21 protein-coding genes are annotated in these 21,121 nt (G+C 67.8%); 12 read left to right on the forward strand and 9 right to left on the reverse strand.

The features are described from left to right. Nucleotides 1–199: 199 nt before the first annotated feature. The 4 genes from K883_RS07220 (at nucleotide 200) to K883_RS07235 (ending at nucleotide 4,833) form a co-directional block, all read left to right on the forward strand. Nucleotides 200–1,204 (forward strand): ABC transporter substrate-binding protein, encoded by a 1,005-nt coding sequence (locus tag K883_RS07220; RefSeq protein ID WP_036454138.1) that lies wholly within the window; start codon nucleotides 200–202, stop codon nucleotides 1,202–1,204. Nucleotides 1,205–1,826: 622 nt separating this feature from the next. After that, on the forward strand, nucleotides 1,827–3,077 hold the full coding sequence (locus K883_RS07225) for a PPE family protein (RefSeq protein WP_036454140.1): 1,251 nt from the start codon (nucleotides 1,827–1,829) through the stop codon (nucleotides 3,075–3,077). A gap of 14 nt (nucleotides 3,078–3,091) precedes the next feature. Further along, nucleotides 3,092–4,462 carry a PPE family protein gene (locus tag K883_RS07230; RefSeq protein WP_036454142.1) on the forward strand — a complete coding sequence of 457 codons (1,371 nt, stop codon included), beginning with the start codon at nucleotides 3,092–3,094 and terminating at the stop codon, nucleotides 4,460–4,462. A gap of 20 nt (nucleotides 4,463–4,482) precedes the next feature. After that, nucleotides 4,483–4,833 (forward strand): DUF732 domain-containing protein, encoded by a 351-nt coding sequence (locus tag K883_RS07235; protein ID WP_020823774.1) that lies wholly within the window; start codon nucleotides 4,483–4,485, stop codon nucleotides 4,831–4,833. 24 nt (nucleotides 4,834–4,857) lie between these two features. Here the strand turns inward: K883_RS07235 and K883_RS07240 are convergent, their stop codons facing one another. Together K883_RS07240 and K883_RS07245 are read right to left on the reverse strand one after the other, a co-directional pair. Next, a complete protein-coding gene (locus K883_RS07240) occupies nucleotides 4,858–6,012 on the reverse strand; it encodes an NAD-dependent formate dehydrogenase (protein WP_020823775.1) in 1,155 nt (384 codons plus the stop codon). A 109-nt stretch (nucleotides 6,013–6,121) separates the two neighbouring features. Continuing rightward, on the reverse strand, nucleotides 6,122–7,033 hold the full coding sequence (locus K883_RS07245) for a LysR family transcriptional regulator (RefSeq protein WP_008261812.1): 912 nt from the start codon (nucleotides 7,031–7,033) through the stop codon (nucleotides 6,122–6,124). Nucleotides 7,034–7,120: 87 nt separating this feature from the next. On the opposite strand from K883_RS07245, the gene K883_RS07250 reads away from it, so the two are divergent. Together K883_RS07250 and K883_RS07255 are read left to right on the forward strand one after the other, a co-directional pair. After that, nucleotides 7,121–7,333, forward strand: a complete 213-nt coding sequence (locus tag K883_RS07250; RefSeq protein ID WP_020823776.1) for a hypervirulence associated TUDOR domain-containing protein — start codon at nucleotides 7,121–7,123, stop codon at nucleotides 7,331–7,333. Nucleotides 7,334–7,352: 19 nt separating this feature from the next. Beyond that, nucleotides 7,353–7,910, forward strand: a complete 558-nt coding sequence (locus K883_RS07255; RefSeq protein ID WP_020823777.1) for a DUF488 domain-containing protein — start codon at nucleotides 7,353–7,355, stop codon at nucleotides 7,908–7,910. 45 nt (nucleotides 7,911–7,955) lie between these two features. Here the strand turns inward: K883_RS07255 and K883_RS07260 are convergent, their stop codons facing one another. Next, the gene (locus tag K883_RS07260; RefSeq protein WP_020823778.1) at nucleotides 7,956–8,660 is read right to left on the reverse strand and encodes a helix-turn-helix transcriptional regulator; all 705 of its coding nucleotides are present in this window, start codon (nucleotides 8,658–8,660) and stop codon (nucleotides 7,956–7,958) included. A gap of 167 nt (nucleotides 8,661–8,827) precedes the next feature. Here K883_RS07260 and K883_RS07265 point away from each other — a divergent pair, with 167 nt between their 5' ends. Together K883_RS07265 and usfY are read left to right on the forward strand one after the other, a co-directional pair. Further along, complete coding sequence (locus K883_RS07265; protein ID WP_230487594.1) at nucleotides 8,828–9,265, forward strand: hypothetical protein; 438 nt, start codon at nucleotides 8,828–8,830, stop codon at nucleotides 9,263–9,265. Between the two features lie 16 nt (nucleotides 9,266–9,281). Continuing rightward, the gene (gene usfY / locus K883_RS07270) at nucleotides 9,282–9,557 is read left to right on the forward strand and encodes a protein UsfY (RefSeq protein WP_225336761.1); all 276 of its coding nucleotides are present in this window, start codon (nucleotides 9,282–9,284) and stop codon (nucleotides 9,555–9,557) included. A 35-nt stretch (nucleotides 9,558–9,592) separates the two neighbouring features. On the opposite strand, the gene K883_RS07275 is transcribed toward usfY, so the two are convergent. Further along, nucleotides 9,593–10,066 (reverse strand): DUF309 domain-containing protein, encoded by a 474-nt coding sequence (locus tag K883_RS07275; RefSeq protein WP_020823780.1) that lies wholly within the window; start codon nucleotides 10,064–10,066, stop codon nucleotides 9,593–9,595. A gap of 18 nt (nucleotides 10,067–10,084) precedes the next feature. Continuing rightward, nucleotides 10,085–11,734: an acetolactate synthase large subunit gene (locus K883_RS07280; RefSeq protein WP_020823781.1), complete on the reverse strand. Its 1,650-nt coding sequence runs from the start codon at nucleotides 11,732–11,734 to the stop codon at nucleotides 10,085–10,087. Between the two features lie 80 nt (nucleotides 11,735–11,814). On the opposite strand from K883_RS07280, the gene K883_RS07285 reads away from it, so the two are divergent. After that, entirely contained in the window at nucleotides 11,815–13,233 is a 1,419-nt protein-coding gene (locus K883_RS07285; RefSeq protein WP_036429637.1) for an NADP-dependent succinic semialdehyde dehydrogenase, read from the forward strand. A gap of 4 nt (nucleotides 13,234–13,237) precedes the next feature. Here the strand turns inward: K883_RS07285 and K883_RS07290 are convergent, their stop codons facing one another. From K883_RS07290 to K883_RS07300, 3 genes are all read right to left on the reverse strand, one after another. Then, complete coding sequence (locus K883_RS07290; RefSeq protein ID WP_008261828.1) at nucleotides 13,238–14,179, reverse strand: R2-like ligand-binding oxidase; 942 nt, start codon at nucleotides 14,177–14,179, stop codon at nucleotides 13,238–13,240. After that, entirely contained in the window at nucleotides 14,176–14,862 is a 687-nt protein-coding gene (locus K883_RS07295) for a TetR/AcrR family transcriptional regulator (protein ID WP_008261830.1), read from the reverse strand. Before K883_RS07295 ends, K883_RS07290 begins: the two co-directional genes overlap by 4 nt. Before the next feature lie 189 nt (nucleotides 14,863–15,051). Continuing rightward, entirely contained in the window at nucleotides 15,052–16,761 is a 1,710-nt protein-coding gene (locus tag K883_RS07300) for an acyl-CoA dehydrogenase family protein (RefSeq protein ID WP_008261831.1), read from the reverse strand. 124 nt (nucleotides 16,762–16,885) lie between these two features. Between K883_RS07300 and K883_RS07305 the strand changes: the two genes are divergently transcribed. The 3 genes from K883_RS07305 (at nucleotide 16,886) to K883_RS07315 (ending at nucleotide 20,555) form a co-directional block, all read left to right on the forward strand. After that, nucleotides 16,886–17,866, forward strand: coding sequence for a phosphotriesterase family protein (locus tag K883_RS07305; protein ID WP_008261832.1), 981 nt, complete (start codon nucleotides 16,886–16,888; stop codon nucleotides 17,864–17,866). Continuing rightward, the gene (locus K883_RS07310) at nucleotides 17,859–19,340 is read left to right on the forward strand and encodes an AMP-binding protein (protein ID WP_008261833.1); all 1,482 of its coding nucleotides are present in this window, start codon (nucleotides 17,859–17,861) and stop codon (nucleotides 19,338–19,340) included. Before K883_RS07305 ends, K883_RS07310 begins: the two co-directional genes overlap by 8 nt. Nucleotides 19,341–19,532: 192 nt before the next feature. After that, nucleotides 19,533–20,555: a methyltransferase gene (locus tag K883_RS07315; protein ID WP_008261834.1), complete on the forward strand. Its 1,023-nt coding sequence runs from the start codon at nucleotides 19,533–19,535 to the stop codon at nucleotides 20,553–20,555. A 53-nt stretch (nucleotides 20,556–20,608) separates the two neighbouring features. Here the strand turns inward: K883_RS07315 and K883_RS07320 are convergent, their stop codons facing one another. Further along, on the reverse strand, nucleotides 20,609–21,052 hold the full coding sequence (locus K883_RS07320) for a hypothetical protein (RefSeq protein WP_008261835.1): 444 nt from the start codon (nucleotides 21,050–21,052) through the stop codon (nucleotides 20,609–20,611). Nucleotides 21,053–21,121: the final 69 nt, after the last annotated feature.

Here is a 21,121-nt window from a genome sequence, read left to right on the forward strand (position 1 = left end):
CGCAAGGCCGCGTGAACCCCCTCTAGGCGCGGTTGCGTTCACGGAAATTCAAACCGTTGTCAGCCCAACCGATCTGCCATAGCCTCGCCTTCCACAGTGCCGCAGCCTTGCCTGCGCGAATCCCGTGCCAACCGGGCCCGTCCCCCGGGTACCGCACCGACGTGCTCAGCCAGCTCGGTGTCCTGATCTGAGGAGCTCGATGTCGACACGACGCCATACCGCGCTACTGCTGGCTGCCATCGCTCTGGCGCTGCCGGCGTGCGTCTCCCGCCAACAGGCCGCCGGCCCCGGCGCGGTGCCGGACCGAGTTCCGCTGTCACAGCTGGCCGACCTGACTCTCAGGGTCGGCGATCAAAAGAGCGTTGGCACCGAAGCCATGCTGAGCGCCGCCGGCGAGCTGCAGAACGTTCCGTACCGGATTGAATTCTCCACCTTCACCTCGGGACCACCGATGGTCGAGGCCGCCGCCGCCGGAAAGATCGATTTCGCCATCACCGGTGACACCCCACCGATTTTCGGCGCGGTCGCCAACGCCCGCATCAAGGTGGTGTCCGCATTCGACGGCGGGGGCCCCGGCGATCAGATTCTGGTTCACGTCGATTCGCCTATTCACTCCGTCACCGACCTGCGAGGCAAAACCATCGCGCTGGCCAAGGGCAGTTCGGCGCACGCCAATGTGCTTGATCAGCTCGACAAGGCCGGACTCAAACCCAACGACGTCCACCTGGTGTTCCTGCAACCGGCCGACGCCCTGTCGGGATTCCGCAATGGCCAGGTCGACGCGTGGGCCGTGTGGGATCCCTATACCGCGCAGGCCGAACAGCAACTCCCGGTGCGGGGCCTGGTCACACGCAAGTACAAGTACTCGTTCGGGATCGCCTCCGACCAAACACTGGCCGACGCCAAACGGAACACCGCCCTGGCGGATCTGCTGGCGCGATACACCCGAGCCGCGGTCTGGGCGCGCGAGCACCCGCAGGAGTGGGCCGCCCAGTACGCCGGGTCCGCCGGCATCGACCCCGCCGTCGCCGCCGTCGCGCAGGGGCGCACTCTGCGACAGCCGATCCCCCTCGACGACACCGTGATTGACGCCGAGCAGCGCCTCACCGATCTACTGGCGGCGGCGGGCCAGATTAAGTCCGCACCGCGCTTCGGCAACTGGGTGGATCGTCGCTTCACCGCGACCGCCGCCGAAACTCACTGACCCGCATGAGATAGGACCTCTGACCACGAGGCAGATCGCCGCGCGATAGTGGGCGCGGCAAGGCCGACGTAGTGGTGTTCGCATCGGTTGACGCCGCCGGGGCGGCCGGCTCAGGCACCGGAGGCTGTGGAGCGAAACAACATTCGCGGTCGTCGCCGCCCCGGTGATTCCGGGCCGCGACGGCGACGTCGTGTTGCCAGTGGACTTTGGTCAAGCGCGCGCGGATGACCGCGCCCGGTGCGGGGCAGCGAATTTTGGATGGTGAGATTTTTATTGGGGAAACCCCCTGGCCCGCTCATGTTTGCCGGGTGTTGATCGTGTTTTCACTCTGGGACGTGTACGAATTCGCCCGAGGTAGACGGGGCTATCGGCGCCTTGCCTATCGAACCGCCGCGTTGCAGGCCTTGCCATTCGAACGCGGTGCTGGCCCGGCGTCGGCCTGCATTTGCCACCAGGCTGGTCGGGCAGAGCTGGCTAGTCTTCTGAGCACCCGAACATTTCAAGCAACTGGCATCCACTGGCGGGCGCCGACCGAAGTTGCTCAATGTTGTTGAAGACCAACCTTATCGGCAGGGACGAGCGCAGGGTCCGTGGTGTTCGCGGCCGGAGGCGGAGGAAAGCAATGGAATTCGGAGCGTTACCTCCGGAGATCAACTCCGGCAGGATCTACTCAGGCCCCGGGCCGGCCCCGTTGTTGGCCGCCGCGGCCGCCTGGGACGGATTAGCGTCCGAATTACGCGCCACGGCAGCGTCTTACGGGTCCGTCGTCGCAGAGCTGAGAACCGCGTGGAATGGCCCCTCGTCGACATCGATGGCGGCCGCGGCCGCACCGTACGTTGCGTGGCTGATCGGCAGCGCCGCGCAGGCCGAGCAGTCGGCCAGTCAGGCGAAGGCGGCGGCGGGCGCGTATGAGGCCGTCTTCGCGGCCACGGTGCCGCCGCCGGTGATCGCGGCCAACCGGGCGTTGTTGGCGACACTGGTCGCGACCAACATCCTGGGCCAAAACACCCCGGCCATCGCGGCCACCGAGGCCCAGTACGCCGAGATGTGGGCCCAAGACGCGGCCGCGATGTATGGCTATGCGGGTTCCTCGGCGGCCGCGACTCAACTAGCCCCGTTCACCACGCCACCGACGACCACCGACAGCAGCGCGGAAACCAACCAGGCCGCCGCGGTCGCCGCCGCGGCCCAGTCGTCGGCGAGTTCGAACGTGGAATCCGCGGTCTCCCAGGCGCTCTCGCAGGCCCCGGCCGCGGCACAAACCGCGGCGACGACGTCGCCGGGAATCTCGCTCGGTCTCGGGGAAGCCACGGGGGGCCTCAAGAGTTTCAACAGCTTCCTCAGCACCCTTACCGGGCCCTACTCGCCGCTCGGGGTCGCAGACGCGGGGAAGGGTTTCTATCAGCTTGCGCTCAACACCAAGGCGATGGGCGGCAACGTTCAAAGTGTCGACCCCACACTGCATCCCAAGGGTCTCCATGGGGTTCTGGCGCCGTTGCTGCACAGCGATCTGCTGACCGGCTCCACCTCCTTTCAGGCGCCGAGTGCGGGAACGGTGTCGGCGGCGGTGGGCCGTGCCGGTGTCGTCGGATCGCTGTCGGTGCCCGCGAACTGGGCCTCGGCCGCGCCCGCGATCAGGACCCTGGCCGCCGAGCTGCCCGAGACGATGCTGGACGCCGCACCGGCGATGACCGTCAATCCCGGCCAGGGCCTGTTCGGCCCCACCGCCCTGTCGAGCCTGGCCGGACGCGCCGTCGGGAGCAGCGCCACCCGCGCGGTGGCCGGGCCGGCGGTCCGGGTGCCCGGGGCGGTGGCCGTCGATGACCTCGCCACCACCTCCACGGTCATCGTGATCCCGCCGAACCCGAAATAAGGAAAGGCACCGCCATGGTTTTCACCGATTTCGCAGCGCTCCCACCAGAGGTCATCTCCACCCAGCTCTACGCCGGCCCCGGCGCGGCGCCCATGCTGTCCGCGGCCGCCGCATGGCAGGCGCTAGCCGCCGAATTACATGCCACCGCATCCTCCTACGGCGCGGCGATCTCCGAACTCATCGGCGAGGACTGGCAGGGCCCGTCGTCGGCCTCCATGGCGTCCGCCGCCGCACCGTACGTGAACTGGATCTCGACCACGGCGGGCCTCGCTGAGCAGACCGCCGCCCAAGCCCAGGCCGCGGCCAGTGCCTATGAGTCCGCGCTGGCCTCCGTCGTCCCCCCCGAGCTGATCGCCGCCAACCGCACCCAGCTGGCAGCGCTGCAGGCGACCAACCTGTTGGGCCAAAACGGCGCGGCGATCGCGGCCACCGAAACCGAATACGCCCAGATGTGGTCCCAAGACGTCACCGCGATGTTCGGCTACGCCGCCGCCTCCCAGTCCGCCGGGGAGCTGGCGCCGTTCGAGCAGGCACCCGCTGTCAGCAAGGACACCGGGTCGGCGACCCAGGCGAGCACCACGGCCGCCGCGGCGTCGAGCTCGTCGTCGTCGTGGATGCAACAACTGCAGGACTACATCAACTCGCTTTCCACGGGATACACCCAATCGTGGCAGAAGCTGATCGAGGGCATGACCGGCAGTAAGGAGGTCGCGCCGCTGTGGGAGGCGCTGTTCTCCAGCGTCAAGGGCGTCGGCGGGCAGGCCACCTGGACCAACGTCGTCGGCGCCAGTGGCGGCCTGGGCGTCTCGGAATGGAAGGGGGCCTTCGTCTACGCCCCCTGGAGCGCCGGCTTGCCCAAAGCGTCACTGGGCGCGGGTCTGGCCTCCCCCGGAGGCCTTGGCGCCGGCGTCCCGGTGCGTCCCGTATCGGCGGTGCTGGGCACCGCGCCGACCGTGGGAAAGCTGTCGGTGCCCTCGAGCTGGGCCACCGCCGCCCCCGCCATCCGGCTGGCCTCCACCGCACTGCCGGCCACCAGCGCGGCCGCGGCCGCCGCGGCGGGTTTCCCCGCCGAGCTGGTCAACGACGCCACCCTGGGCAGCCTGGCCGGCGGCGCACTCGGCGGCCCCGCCGCCCGCGTCCTCAACACCACCACCGCCATCCAGACCCGCGCGATCGCCGGCCAACGCCGCACCCAACCGGTCAAACTCGACCGCATCATCGCCCAACTACAAGAAATGCCCGACCAGGTGCAGCACTGGAACGTCGACGAGGCCGGCCTCGACGACCTGGTCGCCCAACTGCGAACCACACCCGGAGTGCACGCCGTGCACGTCAACGACGAACCGGCGCCCGCCGCCGCACACCCCGAATCCCAGCTGGGATAACCACACCGAAGGAGGCTCCAATGAAACGGCTGCTCGCGCTTCTCACCGTATCGGCGGGCATCACGATCGCGGCACCCGCACACGCCACGCCGGGCGAGGACGAGGCACCCGCCGATGACAACAACGGATCCTTCCTGTCCGACCTCCACACCGTCGGGATCAGCTTCAAGGACCCGGGCCAGGCCGTCGCCGCGGGAAAGTCGGTATGCGGCATGATCACTCGCGGCGTATCCGGTCTACAACTGCTCACCGACATCCGCGACAACAACCCCGCCCTGACCACCAGCGGCGCCGCCCAATTCGCCACGATATCGGCGAAGGCCTACTGCCCCGGACAACTCGAAGAGAGCAAGGGCAAAGGCGGGGGCTGAGCGCCAACCGGCAGATGCCCGCGACTACTTCTGGTAGGACAGCGCCCCGGTGCCCGCGAGCCTGCCGCCCTCGACGATCAGGTACTCCGGACGGATCGGCGTGCCGGCGAACCAGCTTTCCAGGATCTCCCGGGTGCCGGCCGCGTAGCGCGCCTGCGCCGACAGGGTCGTCCCCGAAACATGCGGCGTCATCGCGTTATTCGGCATCGTCCGCCACGGATGGTCGACCGGCGGGGGCTGCGGGTACCACACGTCGCCGGCGTAGCCGCCGAGTTGCCCGCTGCTCAGCGCGTCGGCAATCGCTTCCGGGACGGTCTCCTCGGCGCGGGCGGTGTTGACGATGTAAGAGCCACGCCGCATCGTCGAGATCAGCTTCTCGTCGAACATCGCGCGGGTGTCCGCGTACAGAGGCGAGTGGATCGAGACCACGTCGACCGCCCGCACCAGCTCCTGCACCGTGGGATGGAACGTCACGTTCAGTTCCTTTTCGACCTCCGGTGCCAACCGGCGGGTGTCGGTGTAGTGCAGGTTGACGTCGAACGGCGCCAGCCGGCGCAGCACCGCACGCCCGATCCGTCCGGCGGCGATCACACCCACGTCCATGCCCTCGAGGTCGTAGGCGCGTTCGACGCAGTCGGCGATGTTCCAGCCGCCCTCGGCGGCCCACCGGTGGGACGGGACGAAATTGCGGACCAGTGCCAGGATCTGCATCACCGCGTGCTCGGCGACGCTGATGCTGTTGCTGTAGGTCACCTCGGCCACGGTGATCCCGCGCTCCTTGGCCGCATCCAGATCCACGTGGTCCGAGCCGATGCCGGCGGTCAGGGCCAGCTTGAGCTTGGGCGCCTTGGCGATGCGCTCCTTGGTCAGGTAGGCCGGCCAAAACGGTTGCGAGATCACGATTTCGGCGTCGGGCAACGCGCGTTCGAACTCCGAGTCGGGTCCGTCCTTGTCCGACGTCACCACCAGTTCGTGGCCCGCGTCTTCGAAAAACTTGCGCAGCCCGAGGGCGCCCGACACGCAGCCGAGCAACTCACCGGGCGTGAAATCGATCGTTGACGGGGTCGGCACGGTGCTGCCGTCGGGGTATCGGTGGATCGTCGGGATGCTGTCCCGCGCGTAGGCCGGCGGGTATCCGTCGACGGGGTCGGGATAAAGCACCATCACACACTTGGCCATTGAATTCTCCTTAGCTGGCGATCAACCCCAGTCTCACGGCGCGGCCACGGGCTGTCCAAGATGTGATTCCGACTGGCTGATAGGCGGCGCCGATCAGTGGAGACGGGGGCTAGGACCGCTCGGAGAGCGTGGCGCCGATGCGGGCCTCGCGCGCGGTCCGCCGCAACGCCCGCGCCAGCAACGAACCCGGCTCGGCCCGGTTGGTGACCAACGCGATCAGCGCGGTGACCGAGGGCCGGCGCAGTCGCAGCACGCTGGCCCCGGCGGGGATGCCCAGGGTGTGGATCCACGGTTGGGGCACGATGCTCGCCCACCGGCCGGTGCGCACGTGCGCGAACAACGCTGCCACGGAGTCGGTTTCCAGCTGCGGTGTCACCTCGAGGCCGTGGGTGGCCAACGCGTCGTCGATGACCCGGCGCCCGCGCATGCCCTGGGTGAGCAGGCACAGCGGCAGCTGCACGGCATCCGACCACGCGATGGTGTCCGACTCGCCGCCCAGCAGCTCGGCGGCGGCGATGAGCACCGGCTGTTCGTGGTAGAGCGGGGTGACCAGCAGGTCGGCCGTGTCCTGTTGGTCCGGATAGAGGATGCCCGCGTCCAATTCGAACTTGCGGACGCGTTCGACGATGCCGGCCGAACGCAGATTGACCTCGAGCCGGACCCGCACCAGGGGATGCGCGGCACAGAACGGATCCGTAAGCAGCGCAACGGTGGTCGAGGCCGCCGGGACCACCCCGAGCCGCAACTCGCCGGTCAGCCCGGCCTGCAGCGCGGTGACCTCCCGTTTGAGCGAGTCGCGGTCGGCCAGGATGCGCCGTGCCCAGGGCACCAGCCGCTCGCCTTCGGGGGTGAGGCCTTCGAACCGCTGCCCCCGCCGCACCAGCGGGACGTTGAGTTCGGATTCGAGCTTGCGGATGGCCTCCGACAGCGCGGGCTGCGACACGTAGCACGCCCGCGCGGCGCGCGCGAAGTGGCGCTCTTGCGCGAGCGCGACGAAGTACTCCAGCTGACGAAACAGCATGCGCCCATTCGACCACGCGCACGGTTACTCGTCGCGGTGGTGGGGGAACCCACGGAGCGAACGCAACGCACGCGAAGGAGGCGCACGGTGGCCAAACAGTTCGAGGTCGGGGACCACGTCCGATGGAATTCGGAAGCCGGTCACGTCAGCGGCGTGATCGTCAAGAAGCACACCCGCGACACCGAGTACAAGGGCCACAAACGGCACTGCACGAAAGACGACCCGCAATACGAGATCAGAAGCGACAAAACCGACCACATCGCGATGCACAAGGGCGACGCCCTGGAGAAGATCGACTAGGACACGCCGCGACACCACCATGACCGACGACGGCGAGATCTGGACGATCGGGCATTGGACATGCCCGGTGCCCACCTTCCTGGAACCCCTCGATCAGGCCCGCATCGACCTGCTCGTCGACGTGCGCGCCCAGCCCGGCTCGCGACGCAATCCCCAGTTCGGCAGTGCGGAGATGGCGCGCTGGCTCGGCGACGCCGGCATCGGCTACCTCCACCTTCCCGCGCTCGGGGGACGACGCGGCCGGCAAAGCGTCGACCCCACCATCAACGCGGGCTGGCAGAACGCCAGCTTCAAGAATTACGCGGATTACACCCTCACCGACGAATACGGGCGCGGCCTGGCGGAACTGATCACGCTCGCCCGCTCCCACCGGGTGGCGATCATGTGCGGTGAGCCCGTGCCGTGGCGATGCCATCGGCAATTGATCGCGAACAGCCTTGTCGCCCAGGGCTGGACGGTATGGCACCTCATCAGCGGGTCCGCGCCGCGTGAGCATCGACTCGGGCAATGGGGCGCCACACCCGTCGTCGACGAGCGCAACCGTGTGACGTACCCGGCGAACGCCGGCAGCGCCTGAATAGTGCACTGACGCAACGGGTTTGGCACGCGGCGGCGCCGTGAGCTAGTCAGCGCTTGCTGCGACCACCACACAGCACCGGCCCGGCGTCGGCTGCAGCCGGGCATCCAGGCAATGCGGGGTCATCGCGTCCACCATCCCGTTGATCAGCGCGTGGTTCATGCCGCAGGCCAATTCGGTCTGTTCCTGAGCCAGCGCATGGAACGGGCAGTTGACCAGATACACGCCGTCGTCGTCGTGGCCCGGTTCATAGCCATACTCCCGCAACAAGCGGGCCACCAGTTTCAGCGCCGCACGCGCGTCGGCCGGCCGCCGGCGGGCCGCGCTCAGCGCGCTCTCCGCGATGCTTCGGCCGTAGTCGTGGGCGTTGCGGTGCAACACCTCTACGACGGGCGCGCCGCTCTGCTGGGATTGGACGATGGCCCGGCCCATCAGCCGCCCGGCCAACTCGTACTGACGTTGCGGCAAACTGACGGCGATGTCGCGACGGACACGTCGGTACAGTTTCGAGGTGCGCCCCGCTCCCGGGCCGGTCCGGCCGGTCAACCGGGCGTAGTCACATTCCAGCAGGCCTTCGGCCGTCAGCCGGTCGAGATGAAACTTCGCCTGGTGCCGGGCGATTCCCACCACTTCGGCCGCCTGATCGCGGCTCACCGGTCCGGGCTGCGAACACACAAACTGATACAGCTCGTAGCGCACGGGGTCGGCGAGGGCGCCGATTCCGGCGGCATCGCGTTGCAGTTGGTCCATCGCGCCCACTTCTAAATCACAAGAGTCTTGACGTTACAGCGCATAATTTCTAAAGTTTAATTACTTATCTGTTAGTTTTCAGGAGCCGCCATGGTCACCTTGCCAACCAGCGCCGCCCACATCCATCGGTTCGACGATCAGGCTACCCGCGCGCATCGTCGACCACGATGCGATATCGCCGTGGTAAAGCGCCCGGTGTCGTGAAGCACTTTGTGCTGCGGACCGCTGCGCGGTCGGCCACCTGGACCATCGGGTTGGCGCTGGCGGCGAGGACCGTTCCCCACGTTGTGCTGACGGCATCGGGTCTCATCGTCGCCGTGGTGTTCTTCTCGGTAACGCAGACCACCCTGTCGGTGAAGATCTTGAAATTGCCCCATGGATACGCGTCGCTGCTGCTGGGCTGCACCGGCCTGACCCTGACCATCGGCGCGATGAGCCTTGCTTCGGTGTCCACGCACGGACTCAGCATCTACGGCGGCGCATCGTGGCTCGCCGCGACGGTCATGGTCTGGCTCGTGACGACGATCGGCGCGATCCTGCTGTTCGACGTCTACCTTCCCCGTGATATCGGCTTCCCCAAAGTTGCCGAGTCACTACGGAATTGACCGACGAGAGGGAACCATGGGAGACACGCATCACGACCCGACCGATCGTCATCGCACGGCGCATCCGCGCGCCGGTCTCACGATGAAGGACAACTTCTTTTGGCCCGGGTTCATTCTGCTGGGGGTCGCATTGTGCGGCATCATCGCCAGCTTGGCTGTCGCCGCCTACCAGCATTACGAATGGCTCAGCACGGTGGCGATCATCGCGCTACTCGCCACCGTCGCCGCAACCTTGTGGTTCGTTGTGGAACTTCGTCGGGTCACGCTGTTGGAGAATCAACAAGACTGGTAACGGGACGCGCCGATCCCGTTGGCGCACCGCGTATTTCAGGCCAGCAGGCGGGGCCGTAGCCGCGATGCGGTGATATCCGCCCCGGCGGCGAGGGCGTCGATCAGCGCATCGGCGAAGTCCACCAGCCCGGCCGCATCAACGGCGTGCGGCGCCGGCCGATCCTGCTGCGCCAGATGGGCGCGGGCACGGCTGAGCAGCGTGGTCGCACCCTTGACGTTGCCACGCTGCGCGTGGGTGATCCCCACCGCGAGCTGCGTCAGGCCTTGCCACAGGGCCTGCTCGTCAGCCGGTCCGTTCTTCCAGGCGGCCTCGAGCACCTCATGGGCGTTGAAGGCGAGGCCTCGGTCCAGCAGATCCTGGGCGTACGCCAGCGTCTCGACCGGCGCCAGCGCCAGGTCGTCCGGAATGCGTGGAACGCCTTCGCTGCCCGGCGGCAGGGGCCGGCCCAGGGCGTCGCGGGGTCGGGCGCTGCGCGGCCGGCCCGATTCGTCGCGATCACGCTCGGTCATCGGCAATGGATTCCCGAATCACAGCGTTTCGTCCAGCTCGCCGAGCCGGTCGGTCAGCCGCAGGTTCTCCGAGTAGTCGACCGGGCAGCTGATCAACGAGACGCCCTCGTCGTCGAGCGCGGCGCGCAGCGTCGGGAGCAGTTCGTCGGCATGAGAGATCCGATATCCCTTGGCGCCGAAGCTTTCCGCGTACGTCACCACGTCCGGGTTGTTGAATTTCACGTAGTAGTGCGCCCCGAGTTCGAGGTCCATCTTCCATTCGATGAGTCCGTACCCGCCGTCGTCCCAGATCAGCACCACCAGCGGTATCCGCTCGCGCACGGCGGTCTCGATCTCCTGCGAGTTCATCAGGAACGCGCCGTCGCCGACGACGGCCAGCACCTTGGACTCCGGCTGCGCCAGCTTGACGCCGAGCGCCCCCGGAAGCGCAAAGCTCATGGTGGACAGGCCGTTTGAGATCAGGCAGGTGTTCTTTTCGTACGTCGGGTAGAGCCGGGCCATCCACATCTTGGTGGCGCCGGTGTCGACCAGGACGACGTCGCTGCGGCCCAGCGCCGCGCGGGTGTCGGCGACCACCCGCGCCGGCGCCAGCGGGTAGCGCGAATCCTGTTGCCCCCGGGCGAATTCCTCGGCGAGCAGGCCCGACCCGGGGACGTCGGCGGCGTGGCTGAAGCTGTGACCGGATAGCGCGTCGGTGAGGGCGTTCAGCGAATCGCTGATGTCCCCGATGATCCCCACGTCGACCGAGTAGTGCGCGTCGACCTCGGCGGGGAACCGGTGAATGTGGATGATCTTCTTGTCGGCCTGGGGGTTGATGCGGACCGGGTCGAATTCCTGCAACTCGTAGCCGACGGCGATGACGACGTCGGCGTTGTCGAACCCGAAGTTGACGTAGTCGTGCCGCATGAAGCCCAGCGTGCCGATGCTGTTGCGGTGGTCGTCGGGCATGACGCCCTTGCCGTGGAAGGTGTTGGCCACCTGGATGCCGAACTCGTCCGAGAAGCGCACCAGGGCTTTGGTGGCGTCGGCGCGCGCGGCGCCGTGCCCGGCCAGCACCACCGGGCGCTTGGCGTTGCGCAGGATTGCGACGGCGCGTTCCACCTGGCGGGGCGCCGGAGCGTCGGGGCGCACGACGTTGCGCGGCAACGGCCCCAGGTCGGAATAGTCGGCGGCATCTGCATCTATGTGCTCGGGCACCGCGAGATAGACCGCGGCCGGGCGTTCGGACTCGGCGAGCTTGAACGCCTTGCGCACCATCTCCGGGATGGCGCGCGGGGTCGGGATGCCGGCCGCCCACCGGGTGATCGGGGCGAACATCGACACCAGGTCGACGTATTGGTGCGACTCCTTGAATTCCCGGTCGTGGCCCACCTGCGCGGAGATGGCGACCAGCGGGGTGCTGTTGGTGGTGGCGTCGGCGACGCCGAGCTGCATGTTGATCGCGCCGGGCCCCAGGGTGGCCGACACCACCGCCGCCCGGCCGGTGACCCGGCCGTACATCTCGGCCATGAAGGACGCGGCCTGTTCGTGCCGGGTGAGCACGTAGCGGATGGGCGACGCCGCCAGCGCCTGCACGAATCGGATGTTCTCCTCGCCGGGCACCCCGAACACGACGGAAACACCCTCGTTTTCCAGGCACTTGACGATCAACTCGGCGGCTCTGCTCATCCGGCACCTCCCTTGAAGGAACGATAGTGGCAGGGTGGGTGTTGGACTTTTCAGCTACTCATCCGATGAAGGAGGGCCAGGTGCCCATCGCCACCATTAACCCGGCTACCGGCGAGACAGTGAAAACCTTCACCCCGGCCACCGATCAAGAAGTCGATGCCGCGATCGCCCGTGCCTACGAACGCTTCCTCGACTACCGCCACAACACCACGTTTGCCCAGCGCGCGGGGTGGGCAAACGCCACCGCCGACCTGCTGGAAGCGGAGGCCGACGACGTCGCCGCCATGATGACGCTGGAGATGGGCAAGACCCTGAAATCGGCCAAGGCCGAGGTGTTGAAGTGCGCCAAGGGTTTTCGCTACTACGCCGAGCACGCCGAGCAGCTGCTCGCCGACGAGCCGGCCGACGCCAAGGCGGTGGGCGCGAAGAAGGCCTACATCCGCTATCAACCGCTCGGCGTCGTGCTGGCGGTGATGCCGTGGAACTTCCCGCTGTGGCAGGCCGTGCGGTTCGCCGCCCCGGCGCTGATGGCCGGCAACGTCGGGATCCTCAAGCACGCCTCGAACGTCCCCCAGAGCGCGCTGTATCTTTCCGACGTCATCACCCGCGGGGGCTTCCCCGAGGGCTGCTTCCAGACCCTGCTGGTCTCCTCCAGCGCCGTCGAGCGCATCCTGCGCGACCCGCGCGTCGCGGCGGCCACCCTGACCGGTAGCGAGCCGGCCGGCCAGTCGGTGGCGGCCATCGCCGGCGACGAGATCAAACCGACGGTGCTCGAGCTCGGCGGCAGCGACCCGTTCATCGTGATGCCCTCGGCGGACCTGGACGAGGCCGCCAAGACCGCGGTCACCGCCCGGGTGCAGAACAACGGCCAATCCTGCATCGCCGCAAAGCGGTTCATCGTCCACACCGACATCTACGACGCGTTCGTCGACAAGTTCACCGAGCGCATGGCCGCGCTCACCGTCGGCGACCCGACCGACCCCGACACCGACGTGGGCCCGCTGGCCACCGAGTCCGGCCGCGACGAGATCGCCAAGCAGGTCGACGACGCCGCCGCCGCGGGCGCCACCATCCGCCTCGGCGGCAAGCCCATCGACGGGCCGGGCTGGTTCTACCCACCGACGGTGGTCACCGACATCACCAAGGACATGGGCCTCTACACCGAAGAGGTGTTCGGCCCCGTCGCGTCGATGTACCGCGCCAAAGACATCGACGAGGCCATCGAGATCGCGAACGCCACCACGTTCGGCCTGGGGTCCAACGCCTGGACCAACGACGAGGCCGAGCAGCAGCGCTTCATCGACGACATCGAGGCCGGCCAGGTCTTCATCAACGGGATGACGGTGTCCTACCCCGAGCTGGGGTTCGGCGGCGTCAAACGGTCCGGCTACGGACGCGAACTCGCGGGCCTGGGCATCCGCGCGTTCGTCAACGCCAAGACCGTCTGGGTCGGCGAATCCGAAAGCGGCTCCTCGTCGGGCGACGACAAGGTCGAGTGAGCTGCTAGGCCGACGCGCCCGCCAGCGCCTTTTCGTCCTCGTCGGCGAACGTGTCCTCGAGCTGCAGCGGCGAGTAGTCCAGGTCGATCTCGCCGAGCGGCCGGCCGCGGGCGCTGGAGATGGTGCCGAACCGCCGCATCCCCTTGTCGGAGGCGTAGGCCATGAACTCGTCGACCGACAGGCCGAAGGGCATCGGGTCGTAGAGGGCGAAGCCCTCCTCGATCAGCCGCAGCCCGAGCGGCATGAGTTCGTTCATGCGCGTTTCGAAGACGCCCCAGTTGGCGTCGTCGGCGGCCACGTGGCGACGGCACGTGAAGGTGCCCCACGCCATGTGGCGGCGCTCGTCGTCGCCGATCCGCCGGACCAGCTCCTGCATGCCGGGCAGGATGCCGCGCTCCACGCAGATCTTGTGCCAGCCGAAGTAGCCGGTCAGCGCCAGCATGCCCTCGACCATGTGGTTGTAGGTCACCGACGCCCGCACCTGGGCGGCCGGCGACGGATCGAGCGTCAGCGCGTTCAGACACTCCGGCAGTTCCTCGTAGAAGATGGTGCGGTAGGTCGGGACGTCGTCGAGGAAGTAGTGCAGGTCCTCGGTGATGCCCACGGCGTCGAGCCACATGCGGAACACCTGGACGTGCTTGGCTTCCTCGAAGGCGAACTGCGTCAGGTACATCTCGTCACCCAGCCGGCCTTCGGCCCGCATCGCGGCCATGAACGGCTGGATGTCCTGGGTCACCGATTCCTCGCCGGCGATGAACTCGGCGCACAACCGCGTCGCATAGCTGCGTTCGTCGTCGGTGAGGCGCTCCCAGTCCTCCCGGTCGCGGGAAAAGTCGATGTCGGCCGGATTCCAGAATTTCGCGTTGCCGCCCGCAAACAGCTTGAGCGGCAAGCTGTCCCAGTTGAGGCCGCCCTCGGCCATCGAGGCGATTCGGGTTCGATTCATGAGACCTCCTCAGATCGTTGGGGGGCTGAATTGACGGAGGAGTCCTCCGAGAACGCCGCGGCCAGCACGCCGACGAGCCTGCGCACGGCCAGCGCCGGCTGCTCGGGGGTGGGCTCGTCGAGCCCGAGGACCGGGTCCAGCCCGCGCATGTAGGGCGCCAGCGCCAGGTGCGGAAAGATCAACAGCAGCAACGACAACAGCGCGTCGGTGTCCGACTCGGCGCGCAGGTCGCCGCGCACGTGCGCGTCGCGGACCAGCGGGCGCATCACTTCCAGGTAGTGGCGGTGGATGACGTTCTGCACGCTGACGCGGGCCTCGGTGTCGACTTCGAGGGTCGCCGCGGCGTGCAGCGCGCGCTCGTGCGGGTGGTCGGCAAAGTAGGCCACCCAGGCGTCAAGCCAGTCGGTCAGGAACTCGAAGAAGGGCCGGCTCGGGTCGAGTTCGCGGATGCGCCCCTCCATGTAGGCCCGCACCCGCTGGCTGGCGATGTCGGCGATGAACGCGTACAGGTCGCGCTTGTCGGCGAAGTACTGGAACAGGCTGCCCTTGGCGACGCCCGCGCGGCGCGCGATGACGTTGAGGCTGCCGCGGGAGAAGCCGTGCGCCCCGAATTCCGCCTCCGCGGCTTCGATGATCGCGGCGCGACGAGCGGGGTCGACGCGCGCCCAGGTGACCGTCGGCAATGCTGGCTCCTCGCTTCGATGACCACTGGTCATACTACGGTGACCTGCGTCACAGTCAAGGGGTGTCGGGTCTCGGGTGTCGGGTCTCGGGTCCAGCCGCCCCGCCGAGTGCCCGGCGGCCCGGGCGCTCGAATCCCAACGCCCGGCCGGCCGGGCGCTCGGCGAGCGAACTTCAGGGGCGCAACGAACCTAGGGGCGCATCTGGTAGGCGCCGCTGAGCGGAAGGACGTGCTCCTTCCAGATCTGCGCGTACCGCGACGGGTCGTGGACCGGGCGGCGGATCATCCGCATCGCGTAGCGTGCCTGGGCGTCCGTCGTCGCGGGCTTGTCGCTCAGCTCCACGGCGTAGGCGTTGAAGTCGCGGACCAGCACGGCGAAGATCTCGTCGAGCAATCCCTCGTCGATGCTCTTGTCGGAGCCCGAGAGCCCGGCCTCCTCCAAGATGAGCTGGGCGTAGGGCACCGTGGCGAACAGTTGACCGACGGCGAACGCGAAGTCGATGTCCTTCTGCTGCGCGGCATCCGGAGTGGCGCTGGCCAGCATCTCGGCGAGCACGTCGACCTGCGAGCGCAGCAGCGCGACGTTGGGCAGGTGGCCGAAGCTCTCGAACGGCGCGCGCCAGTCGTGGAAGCGCACCTTGCCCAGGCCGCCCGTCGGGCCCTGGTCGAACAGGAACGAGTCGTCGGCCGCGTCGTCGCGGCGCGGAAGCACCGGCAATTCGGTGCTGGGCGCGAACAGGAAGTTGGGCATGAACTTGCCCAGCAGCCCGATGTTGATGTGGACGGTGCCCTCCAGCCGGGGCAGCAGGCCGATCTCCCGGGTCATCGCCTCGAAGATGGTGTCCTTCTCCACGCCCTTGGCGGCGATGACGTCCCACAGCGCGGTGATGACGCGCTCGCCCTCGCTGGTGATCTTGGCCTTGGTGAGCGGGCTGTACAGCAGGTAGCGGCGGTCGGTGCCCGACGCGCTGCGCATGTAGTCGCAGGCGCGCGTGGCGACCATCCGCATCGCGACCAGCCGCGCATACGCGTCGGTGAGCAGTCGCCGCACATGCGTGAAGTCGGTGACGACGGTCCCGTACAGGATGCGGTTGGACGCGTGGGTGACCGCCTCGTACATCGCGTGGGTACACATGCCGACCGCGCCCCAGCCGAGGTTGTACTTGCAGACGTTGACGGTGTTGAGCGCGGCGTGGAAGGCCTCCGTGCCGCGGTGCAGGATGTCGGCCTCGGTCACCGGGTAGTCGCGCAGCGCGTAGTTGGCGACGTAATTCTGCGAGTTCACCACGTTCTTGATCAGGTCGTAGCGCTCGTGCTGGGAGTCGGCGGCGAAGAACACGTACTCGTTGGTGCCGGCGAACTTGCCGAAGGTGGAGACCATCCGGGCGACGTTGGCGTTGCCGATGTAGTACTTCTCCCCATTGGCGACCCAGCCCCCGTCGGAGGGCGCCAGGTTCATGTCGGTCTGGTAGACGTCGGCACCGTGCGTCCGCTCCGACAGGCCGAACGCGAACACCTCGCCGGCCTCGAGCAACCCGGCGGCCTTGCGCTTGGCGTCGGCGTTGGCGCTCATCCAGATCGGGCCCAGGCCCAGGGCGGTGACCTGGAAGGGGTACCAGTAGTTGAGCCCGTAGAAGCCGACGATCTCGGCGAACGCGCTGATCCGGTAGGTGTCCCAGCGGCAATCGTCGACCCCGTAGTCCGAGGGCGTCAGCAGCGACGCGAAGATGCGCTCGCGGCCGATGTGGTCCAAAAACTCGGAGTACCAGACCCGTTCGTGGTCGTCGGACTTCAACCGCGCCTTGCCCCGGGACTCGAAGAAGTCCACCGTCGAGGCCATGATCTCCGCGGAGCGGCGGTCCGGGTACTGGCGTTGCAGGTGATTGGGATTGAGCAACATGGCGGGACTCCCAGCGGTTCTCGACGCAGACGAGGGTGACGGTACTGCAACGGCGCGGCCGTCGGGGCGCACCGGAACAAAACGACCCTGTTCGTCACGTGCCCGTCGACCTAGCATCAGTGGCGTGTCAGAACTCAATACCGCCCGCGGGTCCATCGACACCGCCGCACTGGGCGTCACGCTCATGCATGAGCACGTGTTCATCATGACCACCGAGATCGCCGAGAACTATCCCGAAGCCTGGGGCGACGAAGAACGGCGGGTGGCCGACGCCATCGACCGGCTCAACGAGCTCAAGGCCCGCGGCGTGGACACCATCGTCGACCTCACGGTGATCGGCCTGGGCCGCTACATCCCGCGCATCGCCCGCGTCGCGGCGGCCACCGAGCTGAATATCGTTGTGGCGACCGGGCTTTACACCTACAACGACGTGCCGTTCCGGTTCCACTACGAGGGCCCCGGCGGGCTGCTGGGCGGCCCGGAGATCATGACCGAGATGTTCGTCCGCGACATCGAGCAGGGCATCGCCGACACCGGCATCAAGGCCGGAATCCTCAAGTGCGCCACCGACGAGCCCGGCATCACCCCCGGCGTCGAGCGGGTGCTGCGCGCCGTCGCCCAGGCGCACAAACGCACCGGGGTGCCGATCTCCACGCACACCCACGCCGGACTGCGACGCGGCCTCGAGCAGCAACGCATCTTCGAGGAGGAGGGCGTCGACCTGACCCGGGTGGTGATCGGCCATTCCGGCGACAGCACCGACATCGGCTACCTCGAGGAGTTGATCTCCGCCGGCTCCTACCTCGGCATGGATCGGTTCGGCCTCGACGTGATCTCGCCGTTCGAGGAGCGGGTGCGGATCGTGGCGGAGATGTGCGAGCGTGGGCACGCCGACAGGATGGTGCTCTCCCACGACGCCAACTGCTACTTCGACGCGCTCCCCGAAGAGCTGGTGCCGCAGATGGCCCCGAACTGGCATTACCTGCACATCCACAACGACGTCATCCCCGCGCTCAAGGAGCGCGGCGTCACCGACGAGCAGCTGCACACCATGCTGGTCGACAATCCGCGCCGCATCTTCGAGCGTCAGGGTGGCTATGAGTGAGCCGGTCCCGCCGATCGGCACCCAGATTTCGCAGCTAGCCCAACTCGCCCCCGACGAGCCGGCCGTCACCTGTGACGGGGTGACCCTGACCCGGGCCGAGCTCGACCGCTCGACGAATCGATTGGCCCGGGCCTACGCCGAGCGGGGCGTGGGTGTCGGCGACTACGTGACCATGGTGCTGCCGAACTCGATCGAGTGGATCCAGGCCGCCGTGGCCTGCTGGAAGCTGGGCGCGGTGCCCCAGCCGCTGTCGGCTCGGCTGCCCGACGCGGAGTTGGCGGGCCTGCTCGAATTGCGGCCACCGGCCTTGTTGGTGGGGCGTGATCATGTCGAATTCCCCTGTGTGCCAGCGGGTTTCGTGCCCAATCCGGCGCTGCCGGACGGCGCGCTGCCCGAGGCGGTGTCGCCGGTGTGGAAGGCGATGGGATCCGGCGGCAGCACCGGGCGGCCCAAGCTGATCGAATCCGGCGGCGACAGCCGGATACCGCCGCTGATCGGCTACCCGCTGGGCGCCCAGGAGGGCGACACCACGCTGGTGCCGGTGCCGCTGAGCCACAACACGGGCTTCACCACGGCCACCATCGCCCTGCTGATGCGCCATCACCTGGTGCTGATGAGCCGGTTCGATCCGGTTCAGTTCCTCCGGCTGATCACCGATCATCGCGTCACGTTCCTGACGACGGTGCCGACGATCATGCAGCGGACGCTGCCGGTCTATCACGCCGACCCCGGCTCCTACGACCTGTCCTCGCTGCGGCGGTTCTGGCACCTGGGGGCGCCGTGCCCGCCGGCCATCAAGCAGGCGTGGATCGACCTGCTGGGCCCGGAGAAAGTGTGGGAACTCTACGGCGGCACCGAATTACAGGCGCTGACCTTCATCTCCGGCGACCAGTGGCTGGCGCACCGGGGTTCGGTGGGCGTGGTCGTCGCCGGCGAGATGAAGGTGCTCGACGACGACGGCAACCCGTGCCCGCCCGGTGTGGTCGGCGAGATCTACATGCGGCCCGGGCCCGACAGCGCGCCCACCTACCGCTACGTCGGCGCCACGGCGAAAAGCCGCGACGGCTGGGACTCGCTGGGCGACCTCGGGTATTTCGACGACGACGGCTTCCTGTACCTGTCGGACCGCCGCGTCGACATGTTCACCGTCGGCGGCCGCAACGTCTACCCCGCCGAGATCGAGAACGCGCTGTCGGCGCACCCGGAGGTGTTGTCGTGTCTGGTCGTCGGAGTTCCGCACGGGGACCTGGGCCAGGTGCCCTACGCCCTGGTGCACACGGCCGACGGCTCCACCCTGGATTCCGTTGGCGTGCAGGCTTTCCTGCGCGAACACCTGGCGGCGTACAAGGTTCCACCCGGCCCCGACTTCATTGAATTCGTCGACACCCCGTTGCGTGACGACGCCGGCAAGGCCCGCCGCTCGGCGGTCCGGGACCGGATCCTGCAACGGCTTCAGACCGCGGAAGCCCGCTGACCCGACACCTTCGAAATCGACGGCAAGCCACCCGATATGAGGCGGCGGGGGGCGCTCGAGAGCAAGAAGTGATACTTGTCGAGTCCTGTCATCACCGGGTAATGGAGAACGATGCCGCCTAAGTCACCGACATCGACCCCGAAACTGCCGCCCGCCCGGGTGGCTCGCGCGGTCGAACGAGTCCGTCATCACGTGGGGCGGCTACACCAGCGACTGGCGCCTCCGCCGATCGCGGTCATCGATCTCATCTTCGGAGCCTTTCTGTCGCAGGCCATCTCGGCATCCGCGCAGCTGGGTATCGCCGACGCGCTGGCCGCGGGCCCGCTGACCAAGGAGGAACTGGCGGGGCGCATCGGGGCCGACCCGGACAGCGTGGCGCGGCTGATGCGGTTGCTGATCAGCCGCGGCGTGTTTCGCAGGCGCCGCGACGGCCGTTTCGCACTGAACGCGCTGGCCGACACGTTGCGCACCGATTCGCCGGTCTCGACGCGTGGGGCCGCCCTGCTATTCGGCTCGCCGCAGCACCGGGCGAACTGGACGCGGCTGGCCGACGCGGTGCGCACCGGAGAGCCGAACCCCTCAAAAGTGTTCGGTAAGGACTTCTTCGACTATCTCCGCGACGACCCGGAGTTCGCGGAGATCTTCAACAGCGCCATGACCTCCACGTCGTCGGTGCTGGAGGCGGCGGTGGTCGCCGCCTACGACTTCACCCAATTCGGTGTCATCGCCGACATCGGTGGCGGCCACGGCCGGTTACTGTCGTCGATTCTCACCGCCGCCCCCGATGCCCGCGGCGTGCTGTTCGACCTCCCCGAGGCAGTCGAGGGGGCGCAACCGGTGTTGACCGCGCACGGTGTCGCCGACCGAGTCACTGTGACGGGCGGGTCGTTCTTCGAAAGCGTGCCGGCCGCTGACGCCTATGTGATGAAGAACGTCATCCACGACTGGCCCGATGACACGGCCATCGCGATCCTGGGCACCATCAAAGCCGCGGCCCCTCCGGGCGCGACGCTGCTGCTGCTGGAGATGGTCGTCCCCGATCACGACCGCGAATTCCTGGGCCACTACGCCGATATGGAGATGCTCGTAATGGCGGGCGCACTGGAGCGCAGCCTCACGCAGTGGACCGACCTACTCCGGCAGGGCGGCTTCCGACTGCAGCGCGTGGTGCAGACGGCAGGCCCGCTCTGCGTCATCGAAGCCGTGCCCAGCTAGCGGTGTGTCATGCCAGTAGCACCAGCAGACGTCTAGGTGGACACCGATAGACGTCAGGCCGCCAACCCGTCGTAGACCTTCTTGTAGTACGACGACAGCAATCGTGGTCCGGCGAACCGCATCATCGCGACAGCGATCAGGCCGGTCAGATTCGCCGAGGTCTGTTCCCACACGCCGTGCACGGAACTGCCACCCGCGGGCCTGGGCGTGGCTTCGAGCGTCATGAAGCTGCCCGGCGCCTGCGCATCGCTTTCGACGACCGTCAGTGTGACCGAATTCGGCTTCGTCCAGTCGTAGTGCCATTTGGCCCACACCTTCGGAAAGTCTTGGCCCTCGCGCACGTCGGCCTCGGTCTCGCCGACGTGGTACACCTCGAACGCCTTGGCCGACAATGCCGGCCAGCGGTGCGGTCGGTTGGGCGAGAAATCGGTCATGAGTTCGACGACCTCATGAGGCGATGCCGTTGTCACGAAGTCGAAGTCGAATCTTGTGCGCACCCCGACGAACGTATCAGCTCGTCACCGCCGGTGAACCTGCCCTTAGGTTGGCCGCGGACGCGCTGGAAC

The sequence above is a fragment of the Mycobacterium sp. TKK-01-0059 genome, assembly GCF_000709305.1.
Classification (GTDB): domain Bacteria; phylum Actinomycetota; class Actinomycetes; order Mycobacteriales; family Mycobacteriaceae; genus Mycobacterium; species Mycobacterium intracellulare.

What these genes read in the sequence shown, in the direction of transcription:
- K883_RS07220 (WP_036454138.1), top strand. Translation starts at nt 200, where the DNA reads ATGTCGACACGACGCCATACCGCGCTACTGCTGGCTGCCATCGCTCTG.
- K883_RS07225 (WP_036454140.1), top strand. Translation starts at nt 1,827, where the DNA reads ATGGAATTCGGAGCGTTACCTCCGGAGATCAACTCCGGCAGGATCTAC.
- K883_RS07230 (WP_036454142.1), top strand. Translation starts at nt 3,092, where the DNA reads ATGGTTTTCACCGATTTCGCAGCGCTCCCACCAGAGGTCATCTCCACC.
- K883_RS07235 (WP_020823774.1), top strand. Translation starts at nt 4,483, where the DNA reads ATGAAACGGCTGCTCGCGCTTCTCACCGTATCGGCGGGCATCACGATC.
- K883_RS07240 (WP_020823775.1), bottom strand. Translation starts at nt 6,012, where the DNA reads ATGGCCAAGTGTGTGATGGTGCTTTATCCCGACCCCGTCGACGGATAC.
- K883_RS07245 (WP_008261812.1), bottom strand. Translation starts at nt 7,033, where the DNA reads ATGCTGTTTCGTCAGCTGGAGTACTTCGTCGCGCTCGCGCAAGAGCGC.
- K883_RS07255 (WP_020823777.1), top strand. Translation starts at nt 7,353, where the DNA reads ATGACCGACGACGGCGAGATCTGGACGATCGGGCATTGGACATGCCCG.
- K883_RS07260 (WP_020823778.1), bottom strand. Translation starts at nt 8,660, where the DNA reads ATGGACCAACTGCAACGCGATGCCGCCGGAATCGGCGCCCTCGCCGAC.
- K883_RS07265 (WP_230487594.1), top strand. Translation starts at nt 8,828, where the DNA reads ATGCGATATCGCCGTGGTAAAGCGCCCGGTGTCGTGAAGCACTTTGTG.
- usfY (WP_225336761.1), top strand. Translation starts at nt 9,282, where the DNA reads ATGGGAGACACGCATCACGACCCGACCGATCGTCATCGCACGGCGCAT.
- K883_RS07275 (WP_020823780.1), bottom strand. Translation starts at nt 10,066, where the DNA reads ATGACCGAGCGTGATCGCGACGAATCGGGCCGGCCGCGCAGCGCCCGA.
- K883_RS07280 (WP_020823781.1), bottom strand. Translation starts at nt 11,734, where the DNA reads ATGAGCAGAGCCGCCGAGTTGATCGTCAAGTGCCTGGAAAACGAGGGT.
- K883_RS07290 (WP_008261828.1), bottom strand. Translation starts at nt 14,179, where the DNA reads ATGAATCGAACCCGAATCGCCTCGATGGCCGAGGGCGGCCTCAACTGG.
- K883_RS07300 (WP_008261831.1), bottom strand. Translation starts at nt 16,761, where the DNA reads ATGTTGCTCAATCCCAATCACCTGCAACGCCAGTACCCGGACCGCCGC.
- K883_RS07310 (WP_008261833.1), top strand. Translation starts at nt 17,859, where the DNA reads ATGAGTGAGCCGGTCCCGCCGATCGGCACCCAGATTTCGCAGCTAGCC.